15 protein-coding genes are annotated in these 21084 nt (G+C 62.2%); 7 read left to right on the plus strand and 8 right to left on the minus strand.

The genetic code is table 11. The features are described 5' to 3' along the window. Window positions 1-124 precede the first annotated feature (124 nt). Both D3Y59_RS13165 and D3Y59_RS13170 read left to right on the plus strand, forming a co-directional pair. Window positions 125-2065 (plus strand): vWA domain-containing protein, encoded by a 1941-nt coding sequence (locus D3Y59_RS13165; RefSeq protein ID WP_119445468.1) that lies wholly within the window; start codon window positions 125-127, stop codon window positions 2063-2065. Between the two features lie 18 nt (window positions 2066-2083). Further along, the gene (locus tag D3Y59_RS13170; protein WP_119445469.1) at window positions 2084-2845 is read left to right on the plus strand and encodes a carboxypeptidase-like regulatory domain-containing protein; all 762 of its coding nucleotides are present in this window, start codon (window positions 2084-2086) and stop codon (window positions 2843-2845) included. A gap of 174 nt (window positions 2846-3019) precedes the next feature. Here D3Y59_RS13170 and D3Y59_RS13175 read toward each other — a convergent pair whose 3' ends face one another. Beyond that, complete coding sequence (locus D3Y59_RS13175) at window positions 3020-4228, minus strand: tetratricopeptide repeat protein (RefSeq protein ID WP_162910777.1); 1209 nt, start codon at window positions 4226-4228, stop codon at window positions 3020-3022. A gap of 119 nt (window positions 4229-4347) precedes the next feature. Between D3Y59_RS13175 and D3Y59_RS13180 the strand changes: the two genes are divergently transcribed. Beyond that, window positions 4348-5748 carry a lysophospholipid acyltransferase family protein gene (locus D3Y59_RS13180; protein WP_162910778.1) on the plus strand — a complete coding sequence of 467 codons (1401 nt, stop codon included), beginning with the start codon at window positions 4348-4350 and terminating at the stop codon, window positions 5746-5748. A 10-nt stretch (window positions 5749-5758) separates the two neighbouring features. On the opposite strand, the gene D3Y59_RS13185 is transcribed toward D3Y59_RS13180, so the two are convergent. The 4 genes from D3Y59_RS13185 to D3Y59_RS13200 all read right to left on the minus strand — a co-directional run bounded on the left by D3Y59_RS13185 (window position 5759) and on the right by D3Y59_RS13200 (window position 10662). Next, on the minus strand, window positions 5759-6430 hold the full coding sequence (locus tag D3Y59_RS13185; RefSeq protein WP_119445472.1) for a hypothetical protein: 672 nt from the start codon (window positions 6428-6430) through the stop codon (window positions 5759-5761). Beyond that, window positions 6430-7245 carry a metallophosphoesterase family protein gene (locus D3Y59_RS13190; protein WP_240410366.1) on the minus strand — a complete coding sequence of 272 codons (816 nt, stop codon included), beginning with the start codon at window positions 7243-7245 and terminating at the stop codon, window positions 6430-6432. Before D3Y59_RS13190 ends, D3Y59_RS13185 begins: the two co-directional genes overlap by 1 nt. Before the next feature lie 225 nt (window positions 7246-7470). After that, on the minus strand, window positions 7471-9132 hold the full coding sequence (locus D3Y59_RS13195) for an FAD-dependent oxidoreductase (protein ID WP_119445473.1): 1662 nt from the start codon (window positions 9130-9132) through the stop codon (window positions 7471-7473). 126 nt (window positions 9133-9258) lie between these two features. Continuing rightward, complete coding sequence (locus D3Y59_RS13200; protein ID WP_119445474.1) at window positions 9259-10662, minus strand: sensor histidine kinase; 1404 nt, start codon at window positions 10660-10662, stop codon at window positions 9259-9261. 281 nt (window positions 10663-10943) lie between these two features. Here D3Y59_RS13200 and radA point away from each other — a divergent pair, with 281 nt between their 5' ends. The 3 genes from radA (at window position 10944) to D3Y59_RS13215 (ending at window position 15301) form a co-directional block, all read left to right on the plus strand. Continuing rightward, window positions 10944-12329 (plus strand): DNA repair protein RadA, encoded by a 1386-nt coding sequence (radA, locus tag D3Y59_RS13205; RefSeq protein ID WP_119445475.1) that lies wholly within the window; start codon window positions 10944-10946, stop codon window positions 12327-12329. 205 nt (window positions 12330-12534) lie between these two features. Beyond that, window positions 12535-14001, plus strand: coding sequence for a TlpA family protein disulfide reductase (locus tag D3Y59_RS13210; RefSeq protein ID WP_119445476.1), 1467 nt, complete (start codon window positions 12535-12537; stop codon window positions 13999-14001). Window positions 14002-14278: 277 nt separating this feature from the next. Then, complete coding sequence (locus D3Y59_RS13215) at window positions 14279-15301, plus strand: SPASM domain-containing protein (RefSeq protein WP_119445477.1); 1023 nt, start codon at window positions 14279-14281, stop codon at window positions 15299-15301. 151 nt (window positions 15302-15452) lie between these two features. Here the strand turns inward: D3Y59_RS13215 and D3Y59_RS13220 are convergent, their stop codons facing one another. From D3Y59_RS13220 to D3Y59_RS13230, 3 genes are all read right to left on the minus strand, one after another. Beyond that, window positions 15453-18521 (minus strand): M16 family metallopeptidase, encoded by a 3069-nt coding sequence (locus D3Y59_RS13220; protein WP_119445478.1) that lies wholly within the window; start codon window positions 18519-18521, stop codon window positions 15453-15455. Window positions 18522-18786: 265 nt separating this feature from the next. Further along, window positions 18787-19200 (minus strand): hypothetical protein, encoded by a 414-nt coding sequence (locus D3Y59_RS13225; RefSeq protein ID WP_162910779.1) that lies wholly within the window; start codon window positions 19198-19200, stop codon window positions 18787-18789. Window positions 19201-19352: 152 nt separating this feature from the next. After that, window positions 19353-20462 carry a glycosyltransferase gene (locus tag D3Y59_RS13230; protein WP_119445480.1) on the minus strand — a complete coding sequence of 370 codons (1110 nt, stop codon included), beginning with the start codon at window positions 20460-20462 and terminating at the stop codon, window positions 19353-19355. A 141-nt stretch (window positions 20463-20603) separates the two neighbouring features. Between D3Y59_RS13230 and D3Y59_RS13235 the strand changes: the two genes are divergently transcribed. After that, window positions 20604-21023: a hypothetical protein gene (locus D3Y59_RS13235; RefSeq protein WP_119445481.1), complete on the plus strand. Its 420-nt coding sequence runs from the start codon at window positions 20604-20606 to the stop codon at window positions 21021-21023. Window positions 21024-21084: the final 61 nt, after the last annotated feature.

Here is a 21084-nt window from a genome sequence, read left to right on the forward strand (position 1 = left end):
AAGCGGACGACTGTTGCTAAAGGTAGCGGCTTTGGGCGGCGGCAAAAAAAGTTGCGGGCGTCGTGTGGAATTTCTGGCGAGGCTACATCAACCCAACAAACGCCACCGCTAACCACTCACCGCCATGCGCACCGTTCTATTCTGCGGCCTCCTAGGTGCCGCCCTATACCTAGGCGCTGCCAACCCGACCACGGCTCAGGTAAAACTCAAAGCCGAGCCCATCAACCCCATTTCCGATTCGCTTGCCATCAGAGGGCTCGTAACCGACGTTAGCACGGGTGTGGGCATACCGGGAGCTACCGTGCTCCTGAAGGGCACTACCACCGGCGTCAGTACCGATGCCAAAGGGGCCTTTCGGCTCGTACTGCCCACGGCCAAGGGCAAGCACATACTGCAGATCAGCAGCGTAGGCTATGTTACCCAAGAAATGCCGGTGCGGCCGGGGCAAACGGTAGCTGTGGGCCTTTCGGCCGACACCAAAGCGTTGAACGAAGTGGTAGTAACGGGCGCCCTTTCGGGGCGAGTTGCCGGAGTTCAGATACGGGGAGCTGTCGGCAAAGCCAGGCGTTCACATGCCTCAACTCCTAGCTACTACCCGTACGACCAAGCCCGACGCCCGCGCGAAAACCGCGAATCGAACGAGCACACCACCGAAAACGGCTTCCAGCAAGTACGCAAAGCGCCGCTGAGCACGTTCAGCATCGATGTGGACGCGGCCTCGTACAGCAACGTGCGCCGCTTTTTGCTGCAAGATGGCCAGCTGCCTCCGCCCGATGCCGTGCGCACCGAGGAACTGGTAAACTATTTCCGTTACAACTACCCGCAGCCTACCGATGCCAGCGCCCCCTGCGCCCTAACGCTGGAGCAAGCCCGCTGCCCGTGGGCCCCGCAACACCAGCTGGTGCTCGTGGGCATGCAGGCGCGCACCGTGCCCACCGATAAGCTGCCGCCCGCCAATCTGGTGTTCCTGATTGATGTGTCGGGCTCGATGTCGTCGCCTGATAAGCTGCCGCTCGTGAAGGCCTCGCTGAAGCAATTGGTGCGCGAGCTGCGGCCGCAAGACAAGGTATCGATGGTGGTGTATGCCGGCGCGGCGGGTTTGGTGCTACCACCCACGCCCGGCACCAAGCGGGCTGATATTGTGGCAGCGCTGGATAACCTCGAAGCAGGCGGCTCCACGGCCGGCGGCGAAGGATTGCGCCTGGCCTACGCCACGGCCCGGCAGCACTACCTGAAAGAAGGCAACAACCGCGTGATTTTGGCCACCGACGGCGACTTCAACGTGGGCGAATCGTCGGACGATGCGATGGAGCACCTCATAAAGCAAGAGCGCGAATCGGGTGTGTTCTTGTCGGTGCTGGGCTTTGGCACCGGCAATTTGCAAGACAGCAAAATGGAGCGGCTCGCCGACAAAGGCAACGGCAACTACGCCTACATCGATAATCTGGCCGAGGGCCGCCGCGTGCTGGTGCAGCAGTTTGGCGGCACCTTGTTTACGCTGGCCAAAGACGTGAAGCTGCAGGTCGAGTTCAACCCCGCCCGCGTGCAGTCCTACCGCCTCATCGGCTACGAAAACCGCCTGCTAGCCGACGAGGACTTTAACAACGACAAAAAGGACGCCGGCGAACTGGGTGCTGGCCAACAGGTAACGGCCTTGTACGAGGTAGTACCCGTAGGCGCGCCGCCCGTGGTAGATGGCCTGAAGTACCAGCCCGTAGCCCAAGCCCCCACCGGCGCGGCTGCTACCGAGCTGCTCACCGTGAAGATGCGCTACAAAGAGCCCCAGGGCCAGCAGAGCCGCTTGGTAAGCCAGGCCCTAGGTGCAGCCGATGCCAAGAGCATAACCGAAGGCTCCGAAAACCTGCGTTGGGCGGCAGCCGTGGCCCAAATGAGCCTGCTGCTGCGCCAAAGCGAGCGGCGCGGCAACGCCACCTGGGAAAACACTCTGCAGCTGGCCCGCCCGGCCCGCGGCCGCGACGATGACGGTTACCGTGCCGAGTGCATCCGGATGATGGAGGCCGCCGCTGGCCTTGCGCCCACCAAAGAAGTGTACGGCAGCCGCTAACCCCTACTCCCTGATTTTATGCCCCGTACAACTACACAAGTGGAGGTGCCGCGCCCGTGCGCCGAGGCGTGGGAAGCCATGACGCCCACCGCGCACGGCCGCCATTGCGCCGCCTGCCAACACACCGTCACCGATTTCACCCACAAAACCGACGCCGAAGTGCTGGCCCTGCTGCGCCAGGCTGCCGGCCGGCGCGTGTGCGGCCGCTTTCGGGCCGATCAGCTGCAGCGGCCGTTGCTGGTACCTAAGACGGCCGCGCGCTGGCACACGTGGCTGCTGGCGGCCGGGGCCTTGCTTGGGCTACGCGCCCTAGGTGCCCCGGCGGCGCAGGGACAAACCGCGCCAACGCACCTCCCCAGGCCTGGCCAGCTACCGGCGCCCGTGCCGGTTCCACAGGTAATTGCCCTAGGTATGGTAAGCCCCGGCGCGGTTATCAGCACTTCAGTTACCGGCCAAATACTCGACGCTGCAACCGGTGAACCTATGCCCGGCGTAACCGTGTTGGTTAAGGGCACGCTGGTAGGAGTTTCGACGGATATGGAGGGAAGGTTTCGGCTGAATGTACCCGCCGGTGCCCGCGTGCTGCAAATTTCGGCAGTAGGCTACGTGCGCCGCGAGGTAACCATAGCAGATGTGTCGGAAGCCGCCCCCATCGAGTTGAAGATGAGTGCCGATGTACTTGGGGGGCTGGTGTACGTGCGCCAGCCCTGGTACGCACCGCGCACTTGGCTGAACGTGCTGCGCTCGGTGCCGCGCCGTGTGGCCAACATCTGGCGCTAATGGCTGACACCTAGGACGCACTGCCTTAAATAATCAAATGAATGCGCAATTTCGCGCCACCAAATTTTCCTTCGACACACCTCTAACCATTCACTCACCTATGCAAACGGCCCGCCCTTGGCGGGCCGCTTCTTTTTTGCGGTTGATTTGCTGAGCCAGGGCATGTGGTAAGCGCTACCGGCGGGGCTTGCTCTCGGCCAAACCGCGCCGGATGGTATCGAACAACGGATTATCGGACTTGGCCACCTTGCGCAGCTGCGCATCGGCTTGCTGAAAGTGCGGGTACGCGGCGGCCGGGCGGCCCAGCTGCATGTTCAGGACGGCTACGTAAAAGTGCAGCATGCCCTGCGCCGTGGGGGTTTGCGGCGCGGTGGGCAATTGCTCCCGAAAAAACACCTCCATGGCCGGAAACTGGTTGTTGGCCTGGTAAATGTCCATCAGGTCGGCGTACATGCCGTCGTTTTCGGGGTCGAGCTGAAACAACTTCAGGGTTAGCTCTTTGGCATTGCTGGCTTTGCGGGCTACGGCGGCAGCTACTTGCTCGCGCAGGGCTGCGTAGGCACCGGCAGGTTGGCTACCGTCAGCGTTGCGGGTGCCGAGCAGGTTTAGGGCCGGGCCGCCTTGTAGGTGCTTCTCCAGGGCCTCCACCATGCTTTGCGCCTCGCCTTTGTAGGGCTGCAACGCGTAGAGCGCGGCGGCTTGCTTGGCGTGCGGCAAGGCCTCGGCGGGCCGCTCGAGGGCCGCATAGGCGTAGGCCAGGTTGTAGTGTGCGTTGGGGTACTCCGCGTTCAGGGCCACGGAGCGCTCCAGCTCGGGCACGGCGGCGGCCAGTTGTTGCTTGCGCATCAGCATAAAGCCCGTGGCAAACCGCGACTCATAATCCTCCTGGTCGTGGCTGTGGGCCGCGGTGTAGTACTGTTGGGCCTTTTGCAACAATTCTTCGTCGCTGAAGCGCTGTTTGCCGCAGCCGCACTGCTGCAAGGTGTAGTAATAATGGCCCAGCCCTAGGTCGAGGCGGTAATCGGAAGGGTGGCGGCGCTTAAGGGCCGCCAGCACCTGGGCTACCGGCAGTTGGTAACTACCGTACTTGCCGGGCTTGCCGCGCAGCTGCGCTACCTGCTCGTTGGCTTTCAGGTCGCGCAGCCCGAATACCTCCAGGTTCACGCTGAGCAGGTAGTAGTTCAGGGCTATGTCCTCCTTCTTCAGCACCACGGCCACGTGGGTGTTTTTGGGGTCGAACTCCTCGAGGGCGCGGTAGGCCGATTCGTACTTTTTCTGGCCGATGAGCTGCTCGGCTTTGGCCAGCACGGCGGCCTCGGTTTGGGCCCGGAGCGAGCCGGCACCTAGCAAAACCAGGGCGGCCGCCAACAAAAACACGCGCATAAACATCGATTACTGGCCCGGTTGCTGCCGGAAGCCAAATGGATTCGTTAAATATGACTGATTTTGGCCAGTATGGGCAATTGCGCCCCCGCTTGCCACCGGCCGCCCTCCTACCCAATATGCTTTTTTACGCCCTGATGAAGCCGCCCGTGCAGCTCGCGCTGCGCGTGTTTTTCCGCCGCCTCGAAATTCGCAACGCCGAGCGCTTGCAGGAGCCCGGGCCGCTGCTCATCGCCGCCAACCACCCCAACACCCTCATGGACCCCTTGGTGGTGGCCGCCAACCGGCGCCGGCAAATCTTCTTTCTGGCCAAAAGCACGTTTTTTCATAACCCGGTGTCGCGGTGGTTTTTTGAGCGCTCCAACTGCATACCCGTGTACCGCCGGCAAGATGTGGAAACCGGCGACGCCAACGTTACGCCCGAGCAGCTGGCCGCCCTCAACGAAAAAGCCTTCGGCCGCAGCTACGACCACCTAGGGCGCGGCGGCACGCTCATGATTTTTCCGGAGGGCACCAGCGTTGCCGAGCGCCGGCTGCGCCCGCTCAAAACCGGCGCGGCCCGCATTGCCCTAGGTGCCGAGGCGCGCCACGACTTCAAGCTGGGGCTGCGCATCCTGCCCATCGGCATCAACTACTCCGAGTCGAGCCGCTTCCGCTCCGATGTGCTCATCAACCCAGCGGCGCCCATTGCCGTTGCCGATTACGCCGCGCAATACCACCACGACCCCGAAGCCGCCGCCGAGGCTCTTACCGACGAGCTGCGCCGCCGCCTGGAGCAGCACTTGGTGGTAACCCGCGACGATGCCGAGGACGCGCTGGTGCGCCGGGTGGAGGAAACCTTTGGCCGCTACCTCGTGCCCGCGCACAACGAAGGCAGCCCCTACGAGGAGTTTCAGCTGACGCGCACGCTGCTGCAGGCCGTGGCTTGGTTTGAGGACCACTCGCCCGACCGCCTGCAGGAGCTGCACCGCCGCGTAACCGATTACAGCCAGGCGCTGCGCCGCCTGCGCCTCAGCGACGAGGCCCTGCAGCGCAGCGGCGCCGGGCGCGGCCGCCTCGAGCGGGGCGTGCTTACCACGCTCAAAGTGGTGTTGGGCTTTCCGGTGTATGCCTACGGCGCCTTCAACAATTATCTGCCCTACATTATTCCCTCGATGGTGGCGCGTCGCGCTACCAAGGATGTAGAGTTTATTGCGCCGATTATGCTGGTTACGGGCATGCTCACCTTCGGCCTGATGTACCCGCTGCAAACCTGGCTGGTGCACCGCCTCACCGACAACAATTGGCTGACGGCGCTGTACGCGCTTAGCTTGCCCGTTACGGGTTTTTACGCCCTGCACTATTGGAACCGCCTGACCCTGCGCCTGCAACGCCTACGTTTGCTGCGGCTGTTTCGGGAGCAGCGCCCGGTGGCCGAAGGCATCTTGCGCCAGCGCACAACCATTATGCGCCTGCTGGCCAATGCCCGCAACGCCTACGCGGCCGCCCAGCGCCAAGGCACCGCCGAAAACCCGGCGTAGCGGCTGGTTGCTACAAGTCCAGCTTCACCCCGAAACCTAGGGTCAGGATGTCGTGCAGGGGCAAGCCGCCTAGGTTGGTCATGGCGCTGGTGAGGTACAGGTCGTTGGTGCCCAGCTCGTAGTAAGCGGCTACGGTGCGCGGCTGCCCAAAGCGGTTGCTGCCGATTACGCGCGCCACCCTGCCGCCCACAAAGCCGCCGATGCGCGTGCGCGCCGACCACCAGTAGTACCCTTTGTAATACTTTTCGTCGCGCGACTCGACCATGCCGTTGCTGGCCGTGTGGGTCACGAACATGCCCACCGACAGCGGCCGTACCTGCCATTTGGTTTCGCCTAGGTCGAGGGCGAAGGGCGAGAACGTGGCCTTGCCCGTGAACACGCCCATGGGCGTGATGCTGTATTTTTTGGGCACGTAGCCCGCCAGCACGTCCACCTCGAGCTTGCCGCGCAAGGTGGTGTAGCCTACGCCGGCGGCTACCATGCCTTGCCCGCCGGCGGCTTGCACCAGCACGTGGTGCGGGCGGTACCAGGGTTGGGCAACAAGGCCCAGCGGCGCGGCGGGCTCGTCGGCAGCCGGCGCAGCGGCGGCCGTGGTATCGGGCACGGCGGCGCCTAGGTGCGCGGCGCGTGCAGGAGCCGGCAGCAGCGCCGCCAGCAACGGAAGCAGGAACAGGCTACGCATCAGAACTGTACCTTTTCGAGCTTGAACTCCTTCTCGCCCCACACCGTGAGCACCACGTACTGGCGCTTTTCGAAGCTGTACGAGTTGATAAACGTCACGTCGTTGTCGAAGGGCTTGCCGATGCTGAAATCGTGGTTGTGACCGTTCAGCTCGAAGGCCAGGCGCGGCGCGGCACCTAGGGTTTGCACGTAAGAGTCAACCAACTTCGGGTCGAAATCTTCGCTCATGGGCGCCACGTGGCTCATCACAATTTGGCGCTTTACGTCGGGGGCGGGCTCGCGCAGTTCGCGCTGCACCCAGCCCACATCGGGCACGCGACCGTTGAAACCGTACTCGCGGCCGTTGGTATCCACCATCACAAACTTGGTACCGGCGTAGGTAAAGGTGTAGTTGAGCGGGCCGTATACTTGCTGGTACGCCCCGCTGCCGTTGGCCACCAAATCGTGGTTGCCCACCACCGTGAGGTAAGGCATGCGCAGGTGCTGCAGCTTATCGTGCACCCAGCGCAGCTCGCGCACCAAACCAAAGTCCGATACGTCGCCGGCCAGCACCACAAAAGCAATGTTGCGCTGCTGGTTTACGCTCTTCACAAAGTCTTCGGCCTCGGAGTAAAAGCGCTGCGAATCGCCCGTGAACACAAAGCGTAGCGTATCGCCGCCGGTGGGGTTGGGCTGGGCCTGCAGGCGCTCTAGGTTTTTCTGGGTGAGGTTGCGAAAGGCCTCGGGGGTTCGGGTTTCGTTGGGGCTGAACTCGATTAAATCGCAGCCGGCCAACAGGCACATTACGGCACCGGCCAACAGGCTGCGGTGGAGCAATAAAGTTGTATGAAGGAGAGAGAAGAGCTGTTTCATGGGTTCTGCACCGTGCCCGCACATGCGGCGTGGGGCTTGGCGTGCAGTTGTTCTATACCATCGAATACACTGTTTTGTTAATATATTTTTTGGATTAAGCAATATTTAATACTGCATTACTCGTCTTTAACATGTAACAAGCTCAGCAACAGACACAAAATTTATTTAACCAGCGCTACACTGTTGAGCTTATTCGTCGAGGTACTGGTGCACAAACTTGATGGCCATGGCCCCCTCGCCCACCGCCGAGGCTACGCGGGCCATGGCGCCGGCGCGGCTGTCGCCGGCCGCGAAAATGCCCGGCACGGAGGTTTCCAGGGCGTACGGCTCGCGGCGCTTTTTCCAGATGGGCGCAAACCGGGCATCGGCCAGTAAGTCGCGGCCCGTGATTACAAAACCTTTGCCGTCGCAGAGCAGGGCATTGCACAGCCACTCGGTGCTGGGCTTGGCCCCGATGAACACAAACACAGCCCGGGCGGGGCACTCCTGCTCGGCACCGGTTTGGTTGTGGCGGAGCACCACGGTTTCGAGCCGGTCGTCGCCGCGCACTTCCCGTATTTCGGTGTAGGGCAGCAGCTCGATGTTGGGTGTGCGGCCGATTTGCTCGATGAGGTACGCCGACATCGAAGCCGCCAACGAAGCCCCGCGAATGACAATGTACACCTTGCGCGCAAACGCAGCCAGGTACATAGCTGCTTGGCCCGCCGAGTTGCCGCCGCCCACCACGTACACATCTTGCTGGCTGCACGAGCGCGCCTCGGTGCGGGCCGCGCCGTAGTACACGCCCGCGCCGGTGAGCCGCTCCATGCCGGGCACGGCCAGTTGGCGGTAGCTTACGCCGGTGGTTAGCACCACGGCGCGGGTGCGCACCTCGCTGCCATCGGCCAGGGTAAGCACCTTGTACTCGTCCTGCACGCACAGCTGCGTTACCTCCTGCGGCGACAAAAACTCGGCTCCCAGGCGTACGGCCTGCGCCCAGGCGCGGTGGGCCAGTTCGGCCCCGCTTAAGCCCGTCGGGAAGCCTAGGTAGTTTTCGATGCGCGAGGAGGTGCCGGCCTGTCCGCCGGGCGTCTGCCGTTCGATCAGTAAGGTTTTCAGCCCCTCGGAGGCGCCGTACACCGCGGCACCTAGGCCCGAGGGCCCGGCGCCCACCACCACTACATCGTAAAGCGGCTGCGAGGCTTTCAGGGCCAAGCCCAGCTTTTCGGCAATGGCGGTGCGGGTGGGCTGCGCCAGTGCGGTGCCGTCTTCGAACACCGTCACGGGCAAGTCGCTGGGCGTTAGGCCTAGGGAACTGAGCAGCACGTCGGCCTCGGGGTTGGCTTCGAAATCGAGCCACTGAAACGCTATCATGTAGGCCGCCAGAAAGTCCTTCAGCTCGTGCGACTGCGGCGACCACTGAAAGCCCAGCAGCCGCACACCCTGAAAGCGGGGCTGGTACTGCGCCTGCCACGTGGCCAGCAAATCGTGCAGCGTGGGGTACAGCAGGTGCTGGGGTGGGTCCCAGGGCTTCATTAAGTAGTAATCGAGGTGCGCCTCGTTGATAGCCCGAATGGCCGCTTCGGTATCGGCGTAGGCCGTGAGCAGCACGCGCTTGGCCTCCGGAAACAGCGTACGCGCCTGCTCAAGCAGCTGCACCCCCTCCATATCGGGCATGCGCTGATCGGAGAGTACCAGGGCCAGCGGCTCGGCGCGGGCTTTCAGCTGGCGCATGGCCTCGAGCCCCTCTGCCCCCGAGCCAGCGCGCAGAATGCGGTAATCCTGCCGGAACTCCTGCCGCAAGTCGCGGTCGATGGCGGCAAGTACCTGCGGGTCGTCGTCGACCACGAGCAAAGCTGGCTTTTTGGACATGATGTGGTGGTTGGGAACAGGTAGCAGGTGATTGGTGACAGGTGACGAGTAGCGGGCGGCAGGAAACAGGCAACACATTAGAGGCACGTCAGTTACGTGTCACTTATCACCTGTCCCCAATCACCTTCAATCCGCCAGCGGCAGCCACACGCAAAACTCGGTGCGGCCGGGCTCAGAGTTGGCTTGCAGGCGCCCGCCGTGGCTGAGCACAATGCGCCGGGCAATATCAAGCCCCAGCCCCGTGCCTTCGCCTACGGGCTTGGTAGTGTAAAAGGGCTCGAAGATGTGCGGCAGCACCTCGGGCGCGATGCCCGTACCGCTGTCGATGATGCACACGCAAATAAATTCGCCCTCGCGGCGGGTGCGCAGCGTGAGGGTTCCGTCGTGGGGCAAAGCATCGATGGCGTTGTCGATCAGGTTGGTCCAGACTTGGTTGAGTGCCCCCGGCGAACCGTTTACCAGCACCAAGCCCTGGGCGTACTCGCGCACCACTTGCACGTGCCGCTGCCGCAATGGGTAACTCAGCAAGGCCAGGGTGCTATCGAGGCCGCCGTGCACATCGGTGGGCACCATGCCCGCGCCGCGGTCCATGTGCGTGTAATCCTTTACGTTGCGCACCAGCTCCGAAATGCGCCGGGCCGCCTCCTGCACATCGCGCACCAACTGGCGGCTGGCCAGCTGGCCTTCGAGCCACCGGAGGGCAGGCTGGCGTGCGTGCCTAGGTAGCGCAGTCAGCACGGGAGCCAAGGTATCTTCGTCGAGGCCACCGCTGAGCAGGCCCGCAGCCAAAGCATGGGCGTCGGCAATGCCTTGTTTCCGCAGCCAATCCTCGAGTTCCTCTTCGCAATCGGCTTGCTCCAGTACCGAGAGCGAGGTGCTGGCCAGCGCCGAGCGGCTGGCCAAGGCCAGCAAGGGCGGCAATTGCTCGGCCGGTACGCCCGCGGCCAGCAGCTCTTGCAGCAGCATGGGCTCGGCGCCGGTGCGGGCCGAGAGGTCGGCGGCCGCCCGGCTGATGGCGGCGGCAGGGTTGTTCAGCTCATGGGCCAAACCAGCGGCCAGCTTACCTAGGGCCCGCAACTTGTCGTCGCGCTCTTGCCCACGGGTTTCTTCGCGCACCCGGTCGCTCATCAGCCCCACCAGCCGCTGCACCAGCTCGGGGCTTTGGTGCTCCAGCGCCGGAAACTGGCTGCGGTGCAGCATTAGCAGGGTAGCATCGGTTGTAACCACGCCGGTGGCCGAGGTTTGGCGCAGCCGCGAGTACGGCAGCACACCCGAAATGGCCGGGGCCTCGAAGCGCAGAAAAGGCTCGCGCTGCCCGCCCTGCTCGCGCCACAGTTGTAACGCGCCGCGCAACAACACAAACATGTGGTCGGCCGGGTCGCCGGGCCTGAACAGCTCGGTACCAGCGGGCAATAAGCGCGCTTCGCCGTGCTCCAACAGCCACGCCAGCACCTCAGTGGGCAAGCCGGCCAACGCGGGCACGATGGCGAGGTCGTCGGTTGTGAGCAGCGGGGTAGTTGAAGTAGCCATAACCGAGAGAAATAAGGGGGTAACAACCGGCAGCAGCGCGAAACAGCGCACGCGCCGGGCGGCGCCTAATGTACTTGCAACCCGGGTGGGCCTGCGAGGTTTAGCGCCATTGGCCACCTAGGCTAACGCAGCCGCCGGCCGTATGCTTTATGCCGCGCTTCAAAAAACAGAGGCGCCGCCGCCGGGCTGCCCAAAAAGTAGCATTACTAGGTCGGAAATAGCGTTTCTTGCCAAACTTTTCTGCCCGGCTGCGCATTATTCCAGAATACCCTGAGCATTACATGGCCAAAATCAAGACCCTTTATTTCTGCCAAACGTGCGGCGCGCAATCGGCTAAGTGGATTGGGCGCTGCCCCTCTTGCGGCGAGTGGAATACCTACGTCGAGGAAGTTATCCAGAAAGAAGAAATTACCCCGGCCACTGCCTGGAAAGCTTCTACCTCGGTGGGCGGCACCAGCAAAGCGGCCAAGCCCAAGGCCCTAGGTGAAATCCTGTACGAAGAGGAATCGCGCCTCGACACCCACGACGGCGAGCTGAACCGCGTGCTGGGCGGCGGCTTGGTGCCGGGCTCGTTGGTGCTCATCGGCGGCGAGCCGGGCATTGGCAAAAGCACCCTGATGCTGCAAATTGCCATGCAGCTCAAGAACTTGCGCATCTTGTACGTATCGGGGGAGGAAAGCGAGCAGCAGATAAAAATGCGCGCCGAGCGCCTGGGCCGGCAGCACCAGGGCCTCTACATCCTCACCGAAACCAGCACGCAAAACATCTTCAAGCAGATTGATGCGCTGCAGCCCAACGTGGTGGTGGTCGACTCCATCCAAACCTTGCACTCGCAGTTGGTCGAGTCGGGGGCGGGCTCGGTAAGCCAGGTGCGCGAGTGCACCACCGAGCTGCTGAAGTACGCCAAAGACACCGGCGTGCCGGTGCTGCTCATCGGCCATATTACCAAGGATGGCTCCATCGCCGGCCCCAAAATTTTGGAGCACATGGTGGATACCGTGCTGCAGTTTGAGGGCGACCGGCACCTCACCTACCGCATACTTCGCACCATTAAAAACCGCTTTGGCTCCACGGCCGAGCTGGGCATTTACGAAATGCAAGGCGCAGGCTTGCGGCAAGTGTCGAACCCGTCGGAGATTTTGCTTAGCCAGCGCGCCGAAACCCTGAGCGGCATTGCCATTGGCGCCACGCTCGAGGGCAACCGCCCCCTGCTAGTGGAGGTGCAGGCCCTGGTAACGCCTGCTACCTACGGCACGCCCCAGCGCAGCAGCACCGGCTTCGACAGCAAGCGCCTGCAAATGCTGCTGGCCGTGCTGGAGAAGCGTAGCGGCTTGCGCCTGGGCCAGCACGATGTGTTTTTGAACATTGCCGGCGGCCTGCGCCTCGAAGATCCTGCCCTCGATGCGGCCGTGTGCGCGGCCGTGGTATCGTCGCTGAACGACATTCCGGTGCCCGGCGACGTGTGCCTGGCGGCCGAGGTGGGCTTGAGCGGCGAAATCAGGGCGGTATCGCGCTTGGATCAGCGTTTGTCGGAGGCCGAGAAGCTAGGTTTCCGCGAGATGTACATCTCTCAATTCAACGGGCGCGGCCTCGACCTAGGGCGGTTTGGACTAAAGGTGCACCCGGTTGCACGTCTCGACGAAGTTCTCAGCGGGCTGTTCGGGTAATCACATAAAATGGGGGTAATCACCTAAAAATGTGAGGCCTGATATAGGATTTTATATACCTGTTCGCCGTAACTTAGACCCAGCAATTGTCTTTTCCCGTGAATTACTTGAGGCACAAATATTATAAACTCAAGCACAACGGGGCGGCTCCGGCCGCGTATGCTGATTGTTGTTCTTGTGCCACACCCCGATACCTAGCCGCCTGATGTCTTTCGTCTCACGTCTCACTGCTCTGTCCCTGTTTGCACTGGGGTTGTTGGCTGCCCCCGCGGCCGCGCAGGCGCAGAGCACCGTGGTGCTCACCGGCAAAATCAACGGCAAAACCGCCGATACGGTAGCCGTATCGTTGCGCGAACACCCCCTCGACCCCAAGGAGCAGCTCACCTACGCCCGCGTCGACGGCAAGGGCGAGTTCAGGTTGGCGGTGAAGGTGGACGGCCCCACCAAAGCCGACTTGGTGTACGGCGACGACGTGGCCGGCCTGTGGCTGGAGCCCGGCACCAACCTCGACGTACGCTTTAAGGGCGAAGACCTGGCCACCACCGTGAAGTTTAAGGGCAAAGGCGCCGAAGCCAACACCTACCTCGCCGATTTCGACGAGCGGTTCGTGGAAAACGACGGCTTTCAGGTGCTGCCCGACAATATTTCGCTTTACGAGGGGCCGTTCCTGTCGTTCCTGGACTACCGCCGCAAGGAGGAAATGAAGTTCTTGCAGGACGTGCAGGAAGACCCCAACGTGTCGGCCGCGTTTCGCAACTACACCAAAGCCGAAATCGACTACAGCTACGCCAACGACCGCCTCACGTTTCAGGACTTGCGCGAGCAGGTAGTGGCCACCGAGGGCCGCCTGAAAATGTCGGGCACGTACTATGATTTCCTGAACGACGCGGCGTTGCTGAACAACCCCGATGCGTACCAGAACGAAAGCTACCAGGAGTTTCTGCTGAACTACGTGCACTATGCCGCCGCTACGGCCGGCCGCAAAAAAGGCGACCCGGAGTTCTACCAGATGTGCTACAACCTGGCCAAGGAAAAGCTGCAAGGCCCCATGAAGCCCGTGATTATGGGCCGCGTGCTGCAGGAGTCGTTCCGCTTTGGCCACGTGAAAATGTCGGCGGCTATGCTGGAGGATTTCCGCGGCTCCGTCGACCAGAAAAACCAGTTCTATCCCTTCCTGAAAGCCGATTTCGACAAGCACAAGGACTTTGCTATCGGCTCGCCGGCGCCCAGCTTCAAGCTTGTTTCGGCCAAAGGCGACTCGGTTTCGCTGCAGGATTTGCGCGGCAAGCTGGTGTACGTAAATTTTTGGCGCACCACCAGCGGCTTGGCCCTGCGCGATTTGCCCTACGCTCAGGAGTTGGCCAAGAAGTTTAACGGCCAGAACATCGTGTTCGTGAACATTGCCCTTGATGAAAACGAACCCGCTTGGCGGCAGCTCGTAGCGAGCAAAAAGCTGACTGGAATGCACTTGCGCGCCCCCGGCGGCCAACGCGGCCCCTTGGCCCGCGCCTACATGCTGCAGGAGGTACCGGCATACTTCCTGATTGCGGAGGACGGCACCTTTCTGAACACCAGGCCCAAACGCCTGAGCAGCCGCGCTGCCGTCGACGAAATCAAAGAATCGTTCGGCAAGGCCTCGACGTATAGCAGCGCTCTGCCTACCGGCAAATAACTGCCCTAAGTGCCTAGCATTACAAAGGCCCCGCCCACCTAGGGCGGGGCCTTTTTGTTGGGGTGCATCAAAGCGTTGAATGCCCGCCAACGTTTTGGCCGGGCAGCCTAAGGTTAGTTGAGCACTAGTGCGTACAACCTAGACGAGTATTAGCCTGCACAAGGCGACTCGCGCCGGTAGTTCAGCAGCTAAGCAGTTCATATCAGCTTTTCAGCCTACGCCGCCGCAACATCCGCCACTCACTTCAGTTAACCGGCCATTCGCGACCTTTGCACCCATGCGCTCTACCCTCCGCGACGGGCTTAATTTCTTTTCCAAGCTCACGCCCCTGCGGGCGCTCAATGCCGTGCAGGTAACGGGCTCCTATGTGCTCAGCCGGCTCACCAACCGCTCGCGGGCGTGGGGGTTGCCCATGGCCGTGTCGCTCGAGCCCACCACTTCGTGCAACTTGCGCTGCCCCGAGTGCCCCAGCGGCCTTCGCTCCTTTACGCGGCCCACGGGCATGCTGGAGGGCGACGTATTTTACCGCACCATCGATGAGCTAGCGCCGCGCTTGTGGTACCTCACGTTCTATTTCCAGGGCGAGCCGTACCTGCACCCGCAGTTCCTCGACATGGTGCAGTATGCTTCGCGGAAGAAGATATACACCGCCACCAGCACCAACGCCCACTACCTCACCGAGGCCAACGCCCGCAAAACCGTGGAAAGCGGCCTCGACCGGCTCATTGTATCCCTCGACGGCACCACGCAGGAAGTGTACCAGCAGTACCGCGTAGGCGGCCGCCTCGATAAAGTACTGGAGGGAGTGAAGCGCGTGGTGAAGTACAAGCAGGAGCTGCGCAGCGCCACGCCGCGCATCATCTTCCAGTTTTTGGTGGTGCGGCCCAACGAACACCAGATCGACGAGGCCCGGCAGCTGGCCCGCGACTTAGGCGTGGACGACGTGTGGTTTAAAACCGCCCAGATTTACGACTACCAGCAAGGCTCGCCGCTCATCCCCACCATCGACTATTACTCGCGCTACCAGAACAACCAAGACGGCACCTGGAGCATTAAAAACCGCCTACTCAACCACTGCTGGAAGATGTGGCACTCCTGCGTAATTACCTGGGACGGGCTGGTGGTACCGTGCTGCTTCGACAAAGACGCCGAATACCGCCTAGGTGATTTGAAGGGCCAAACCTTCCGGCAGCTCTGGCACGGGCCCAAGTACCAAGGTTTCCGCAAAGCCCTGCTCAAAGGCCGCGACCAGGTAGAAATGTGCCGCAACTGCACAGAGGGTACGCGGGTGTGGGGGTGATTAAAAGAACGTCATGCTGAGCGCAGCCGAAGTATGACGCTGCTATTCAAAGCAGGATTACTGCACAGCACCTAGACTGAAAAACAAAAACGGGGCGTTGCCGATGTGGCAACGCCCCGTTTTGCTTCGGGAGTTGGTTACGACCTAGGGCTTAGTCAGCCTTTTCGGTTTTCACTTTCTCCTTGCCGCCGTCTTCGTCAGACTTCTGCTTGCGCTTGGCCTTGTTGCCGTCGGCATCTTTCACTTTGGTCTTGCTCTTCTTGTCGGAAGTAGCGGGGGCGGCAGCCGGAGCAGCGGCCGGGGCCGGAGCGGGTTCGGCAGCTACGGCCGGAGCCACGGGGTTGCCGTCGGCATCCAGCTCGATTACCTCGTAGCCGAGTTGCTTCAGCTCGGGCAGGTACTTCTTATCGCCCACGGTTACGATGTACATGTTCTCGGCGGGCAGGTACTTCTGCGCCATGGCCGCTACATCTTCCTTGGTCAGCTTCTGCAGGATTTCCGTCTGCTTGGCTACGTAATCGGTGGGCAGGTCGTACTCTACCAAGCGCGCCAGGAAGCTGGCCTTCTGCTGGCCGGTTTCGTACTTCAGGGCGTCGCTCTGGCCGATCGAAGCCTTCAGGAACTCCAGCTCTTCGTCGGTGATGCCGGTCTTGCGGAAGTTCTCGATTTCCTTCATGAACTCGCGAACCGAGGCAGCCGAGGCATCGGCGCGCACACCAGCTTGGGCGGTGTAGGGACCCGCGTAGCGCGAGCCGCTAAAGCCCGAGCGGGCACCGTAGGTGTAGCCTTTGTCTTCGCGCAGGTTCAGGTTGATGCGCGAGTTGAAGGCACCACCCAGGATGTAGTTCATCAGGTACGCGCGGTAGTACTCGCCGGTGGCGTCGTAGGGCAGGCCTAGGTAGCCAATGCGGATTTCCGACTGCGGAGCACCATCCTTATTCACGAAGTACAGCTTCGTTTTATCGGCTTTGGCAGCCATGTTGCCGGCGGGCAGGGTCACGGCTTTCTGCTGCCACTGGTTCAGGAAGGCCAGCTTCGGCTCGATGGCTTTCTGCTGCACGTCGCTCACCACCACCAAGTGGCTGATGTTGGGCGCGTAGTTTTCCTGGTAAAACTTCTTCACGTCGTCGAGCGTGAGGGCCGATACGGTAGCGGCCGTACCCGAGGTGGGCACGCTCATGATGTCGCCGGCACCGTAGAGCAGGCGCGAGAAGGTTTTGTCGGCCACCATCACCGGCTGCGTGTTCTGGTTGGCAATGCCTTCCAGCGTTTGCTTCTTCAGGCGGTCGAAATCGGCTTGGTCGAAGCGCGGGTGCAGCAGGCGCTGCTCCAGCAGGGCCAGCGTCTTGTCGAGGTTTTTGGTCAGCGACTGCACGTACACCGTGGTGTTGTCGGTGCCGGGGCTTACCGAAATCTGGCTGCCCAGCTTCTCCAACTCGGCCGAAAACTGCTCGGCGGTGTACTTCTCGGTGCCTTCGTTCAGCAACGAAGCCGTGAGCGAGGCGATGCCGGCCTTGTTACGGTCACTCTGCTCGAGGCGGTGGCCACCGCGGATGGTGAGCAGCATGGTGGTCGTCGGCATCTCGGCGTTTTGGGTGCCGATTACCTTCAGCTTGTTGGGCAACTCGCTTTTCCACACGGCGGGCACGGCCACCATGGGGCTGGCGCCAGCCTTGGGCTGCTTGGTGCGGTCGAAGTTGTCGGTGGCCTTCACGTACTTCAGGCCGGCGTACTCGTCTTTGGGGGCTTTGAAGCCGTCCTTCGATACGGTGTAGTTATCGGCCTTGGCAACGAGGTCGGGCGAGGTTTTGGGCACCACGCTCAGCACCACGGCGTGCTTACCCTGGATGTACTGCTTAAACACGCGCTGCACATCGGCCTTGGTGAGCGACTGAATGCGCTTCAGCTCCACGGGCAGCAGGTTGGGGTTGCCGGTGAGGTACTGGTAGGCGGCCAGGGTGCTCACTTTGCCGCTCACGCTGTTGAGGCGGTTGATGAGGCTGGCTTCGGCCGAGGCTTTGTAGCGGGTTACTTCCTCGTCGGTGATGCCGCGCTTGGCCAGCTCGTCGATGGAGGCACGCATGGTGGCTTCCAGGTCGGCCAGCGGCTTGCCGGGGTAGCTCAGGCCCACGAGCGTGAACTCGCCGCTCAGCTCGGAGGTGGGGTGGTACGATTGGGCTTGTACGGCCTTTTGGGCCTTCACTAGGTTCTGGTACAGCGGCGAGGTTTTCGAACCGCCCAGGATTTCGGCCAGGGCATCGAGGGGTACCTCGTCGGGGTGGTTTTGGGGCACCGTCGGGAACACCATCTGCAGCATCGGGAAACGTACGTTGTCCTGGTAGCTGGTGTAGCGGTCCTGCGTCAGCTGCGGCGTGGGCAGCTTCATGTTCTGCACCTCGGGGCCGCGCGGAATCGAGCCGAAGTATTTCTCCACAAGCTTCACCACGTCGGCGGCTTTCACGTCGCCACCCACGGTTACGGTAGCGTTGTTGGGGCCGTACCAGCGCAGGAAGAAGTTCTTGAGGTCTTGCAGGTCGGAGCGGTTCAGGTCTTCGAGGTAGCCAATGGTCAGCCACGAATACGGGTGGCCGTAGGGGTACATCGTTTTGGCTACGTACTCCGAAGCCAGGCCGTAGGGGCGGTTGTCGTAGTTCTGGCCGCGCTCGTTTTTCACGGTGGCGCGCTGCACCTCAAACTTCTTCTCCGTTACGGCGTCGAGCAGGAAGCCCATGCGGTCGGCCTCGAGCCACAGCGCGGTTTCGAGCTGGTTCGAGGGTACGGTTTCGAAGTAGTTAGTACGGTCGCGGTTGGTGGTGCCGTTGAGGGTACCGCCGGCGGCCGTTACAGTTTTGAAGTGTTGCTCGTCGGCTACGTTATCCGAGCCCTGGAACATCATGTGCTCAAAGAAGTGAGCAAAACCCGATTTGCCGATGGTTTCGCGGGCCGAACCTACGTGGTAGGTCACGTCGACGTGGGCAATCGGATCGGAGTGGTCTTCCGACACAATCAGCGTCAGGCCGTTGGGCAATACGTACTTCTCGTACGGAATGGCTACCTCGCCGGCCTTGCGCGTTACTTTTTCTACCAGGCGGGTGGTGCCCGTGCTGGCTTTGGCCGCGGTGGTTTTGGCGGCGGGTTTGGCCTGTGCCTGGGCTAGCTGCGGCGTACCTACCGACAGGAAAGCACCTAGGCCCAACAGCAACAGTTGGTTGCGGGTCATACGGTGAGAATAGAGGAGTTTGAGTGAAGCCAAGGTAAGGACAGAATGACAAAGCGCGCTGCTTTGGCGCAACCTGTTCCGCGCGAATGACGTAGGCCGCGCCCGCAAGGCTGCTTGCCACGGGCTTTGCACCATACATTTTTTTTGAAGCCCTAGGCACTGCCGGGCCCGGGCACGCCCGGGGGGGGCGCTGGGCAAGACCCGGTAGTAAAAGGCCTCTTGGCCAGCTCCGGTGCCAATGCACCTAGGGCGAACAGCGCCGCCTTCAGAAAGATCGGTAGCGAAAATACTTGGGCTTGAGGCGGCGGCGTACGTAGGCGGGCAGCGGCTCGCCCTGGGCGTAGGCCGCGGCCACTTGCGCGTAGCGCCCCGGCCCAAAGCGCTGAGTGTGGAACAGGCCGTACCCCGCCATCAAACCACCAAAAAGCACGTTCTGACGCGCTTCTATGCGGCGGTCGGCCAGCGTTGTATCGCGCGGCTGCAGCAGCCCGGCAATACCTTGGCCAACCAGCGCACTACCGCCATCGAGGTAACCGTCGCCGCCCTTGCCGCGCTGCTGAAACAAATGCCGCACCGCCCGCAAAGTGTCGGCGGGGCTGTAGCGGGCGTTGTTTAGCGGGCCGGGCGGCAGCACAGCGGCCGTTTGGGCCAGCGCCGGGGCGGCCGAGAGGAGCAGCATTGGAAGCAGCAAGTAACGCATAGCTGTAGTTGGTAACGCAGCAGGCCCGCGGGCAAGGTTACCAAAGCTAAGCGGGGCGGCGGGTTTTTGGGTTCCGATGCGCCAAAAACCCGCCGCCCCGCTTATCAGGCTAAGTTAAGCGCGCACAAGGCTTACACCTCGGCCCACACGTAGCGGCGCTCTTTCCAGTTGATGTGGCCGGGCAGCAGCGTGTAGCCGATTACCAGCAACGACATGCCCGCTAGGTAAAACTCGTAGAGCAGCAGCACCCACAGCTTTTCGCGGCGGCCCACTTGCCGCAGGCTGCCCCACAAAAACGCCACTTGCAGCAGCACTTTCAGGCCAAACACCAGCGGCGTGAATGGCCACGAAATGAGCGGCGGGCAAAACAGCACCGTGTAAAACAGGCCGTACATGCCAAACAGCCCCGACAAATACCACGGCAGGCGCGTGGTGCCGCGCATCCAGCGCTTGCGCTGCTCCAGCAGGCACTTTACATTGGGCTGCGGCACCGATACCCCCAGCACACGGCTGTGCCACAAGTTGCGGTAGCCCCAGCCGGCCTGCACAATGCAGGCAAACAGCTGCAAGTCTTCGGTTATCTGAAAGGCCAGGGTTTCGTAGCCGCCGATGGTGTTGTAGGCCGCGCGCGTTACCAGCATGTTGTTGCCCACAGCGGTTACGGGCAGGTTGGCGTCCGATAGAATCCGGATTACGCTCAGGCCAAACAGCCAGTCGAGGCCCTGCAGCTTGCCAAACAAGCCGCCCTCGGCGGTGGTGGCACCCGTTACCACGCCCACCTTGCCGCCGTTGTCGATTTCGGCAGCGCCCAGCATGTACTGCACCCAGTCGGGGGCCATGGCCATGTCGGCGTCGGTGAGCAGAAAATAATCGGCCGAGGCTTGGTGGCACAGCTGGGCAATGGCGTTGCTTTTGCCCTTGGCCTTGCCCACCGGGGCGCCAATGCTCACCAACCGAAACTGCGGTTTGTCCTGGATGAAGCGCGCCACCACTGCGGCCGTGTCGTCGGTCGAGTGGTCGTCTCCGATCAGGATTTCCAGCTTATCGGCGGGATAAGTAAGCGCCGCCAGGGCGCGCAAGCACCGCTCGATGTTGGCCGCCTCGTTGCGCGCCGGCACCAAGATGCTCACCTTGGGCCGGGCCACGGCCGGCGCCGGCACTTGCCAAAACCCCGCCAACCGCACCAGCAGGTACAGGCACACGCCGAAAAACACCACGAAGAACGCGTAGACAAGAAACATAAGGGCAGCTTTTCAGATATCAACTGTGCGGCTTCTGCCTTACGTTAAATCACCTAGGGATAGTTACCGACGAGATACTGCCGGGTTGTCGGCCGGAGGCCTTTTGGGCACTACCTTCGGGCCCTTGCGCACCCCGCTGCTATGCACCTCATCAACCACCACGATTACTTGCGCCTCTCGTACCGCCCCGATCTGCGCCTGCTGTTCATGCGCTGGGTGCGGCCCGTATCGTCGGAAGAGCACCGGGAGGGCTACCACGTGGCCTTGGCGCTGGGCCGCGAGCAAGCTTGCGGCTGCTGGCTGATTGATTTGCGCGCCCGCGGGCTGGCCTCCGTCGAGGATTTTGCCTGGGTGCTGCGCGCGTTTCGCGAGCGGCTGGCCGAGGCAGTGCCGGCGCCCCGCCGCATCGCTTACTTGGTTACGCCCTACCAAGCCGAGGTTATGAACGAACGCCTGCGACAGCTGGAACCCGAGGTACCCGAAGCCACGCGCCTAGGTGCGGCGGTGCAGGCTTTTACCGAGGAGCTGCCCGCGCAGCATTGGCTGCAAGCGGGGCGGTAGGCCTAGGTGCCCCCAAACGCACACCGCCCCGGCAGCACAGCGGCTGCCGGGGCGGTGGGAC

This window comes from Hymenobacter oligotrophus, from assembly GCF_003574965.1.
Lineage (GTDB): Bacteria > Bacteroidota > Bacteroidia > Cytophagales > Hymenobacteraceae > Solirubrum > Solirubrum oligotrophum.

Bases quoted from the DNA above. Each gene is read 5' to 3' on its own strand.
- D3Y59_RS13165 (WP_119445468.1), top strand. From the start codon at position 125: ATGCGCACCGTTCTATTCTGCGGCCTCCTAGGTGCCGCCCTATACCTA.
- D3Y59_RS13170 (WP_119445469.1), top strand. From the start codon at position 2,084: ATGCCCCGTACAACTACACAAGTGGAGGTGCCGCGCCCGTGCGCCGAG.
- D3Y59_RS13175 (WP_162910777.1), bottom strand. From the start codon at position 4,228: ATGCGCGTGTTTTTGTTGGCGGCCGCCCTGGTTTTGCTAGGTGCCGGC.
- D3Y59_RS13180 (WP_162910778.1), top strand. From the start codon at position 4,348: ATGCTTTTTTACGCCCTGATGAAGCCGCCCGTGCAGCTCGCGCTGCGC.
- D3Y59_RS13185 (WP_119445472.1), bottom strand. From the start codon at position 6,430: ATGCGTAGCCTGTTCCTGCTTCCGTTGCTGGCGGCGCTGCTGCCGGCT.
- D3Y59_RS13195 (WP_119445473.1), bottom strand. From the start codon at position 9,132: ATGTCCAAAAAGCCAGCTTTGCTCGTGGTCGACGACGACCCGCAGGTA.
- D3Y59_RS13200 (WP_119445474.1), bottom strand. From the start codon at position 10,662: ATGGCTACTTCAACTACCCCGCTGCTCACAACCGACGACCTCGCCATC.
- radA (WP_119445475.1), top strand. From the start codon at position 10,944: ATGGCCAAAATCAAGACCCTTTATTTCTGCCAAACGTGCGGCGCGCAA.
- D3Y59_RS13210 (WP_119445476.1), top strand. From the start codon at position 12,535: ATGTCTTTCGTCTCACGTCTCACTGCTCTGTCCCTGTTTGCACTGGGG.
- D3Y59_RS13215 (WP_119445477.1), top strand. From the start codon at position 14,279: ATGCGCTCTACCCTCCGCGACGGGCTTAATTTCTTTTCCAAGCTCACG.
- D3Y59_RS13220 (WP_119445478.1), bottom strand. From the start codon at position 18,521: ATGACCCGCAACCAACTGTTGCTGTTGGGCCTAGGTGCTTTCCTGTCG.
- D3Y59_RS13225 (WP_162910779.1), bottom strand. From the start codon at position 19,200: ATGCTGCTCCTCTCGGCCGCCCCGGCGCTGGCCCAAACGGCCGCTGTG.
- D3Y59_RS13230 (WP_119445480.1), bottom strand. From the start codon at position 20,462: ATGTTTCTTGTCTACGCGTTCTTCGTGGTGTTTTTCGGCGTGTGCCTG.
- D3Y59_RS13235 (WP_119445481.1), top strand. From the start codon at position 20,604: ATGCACCTCATCAACCACCACGATTACTTGCGCCTCTCGTACCGCCCC.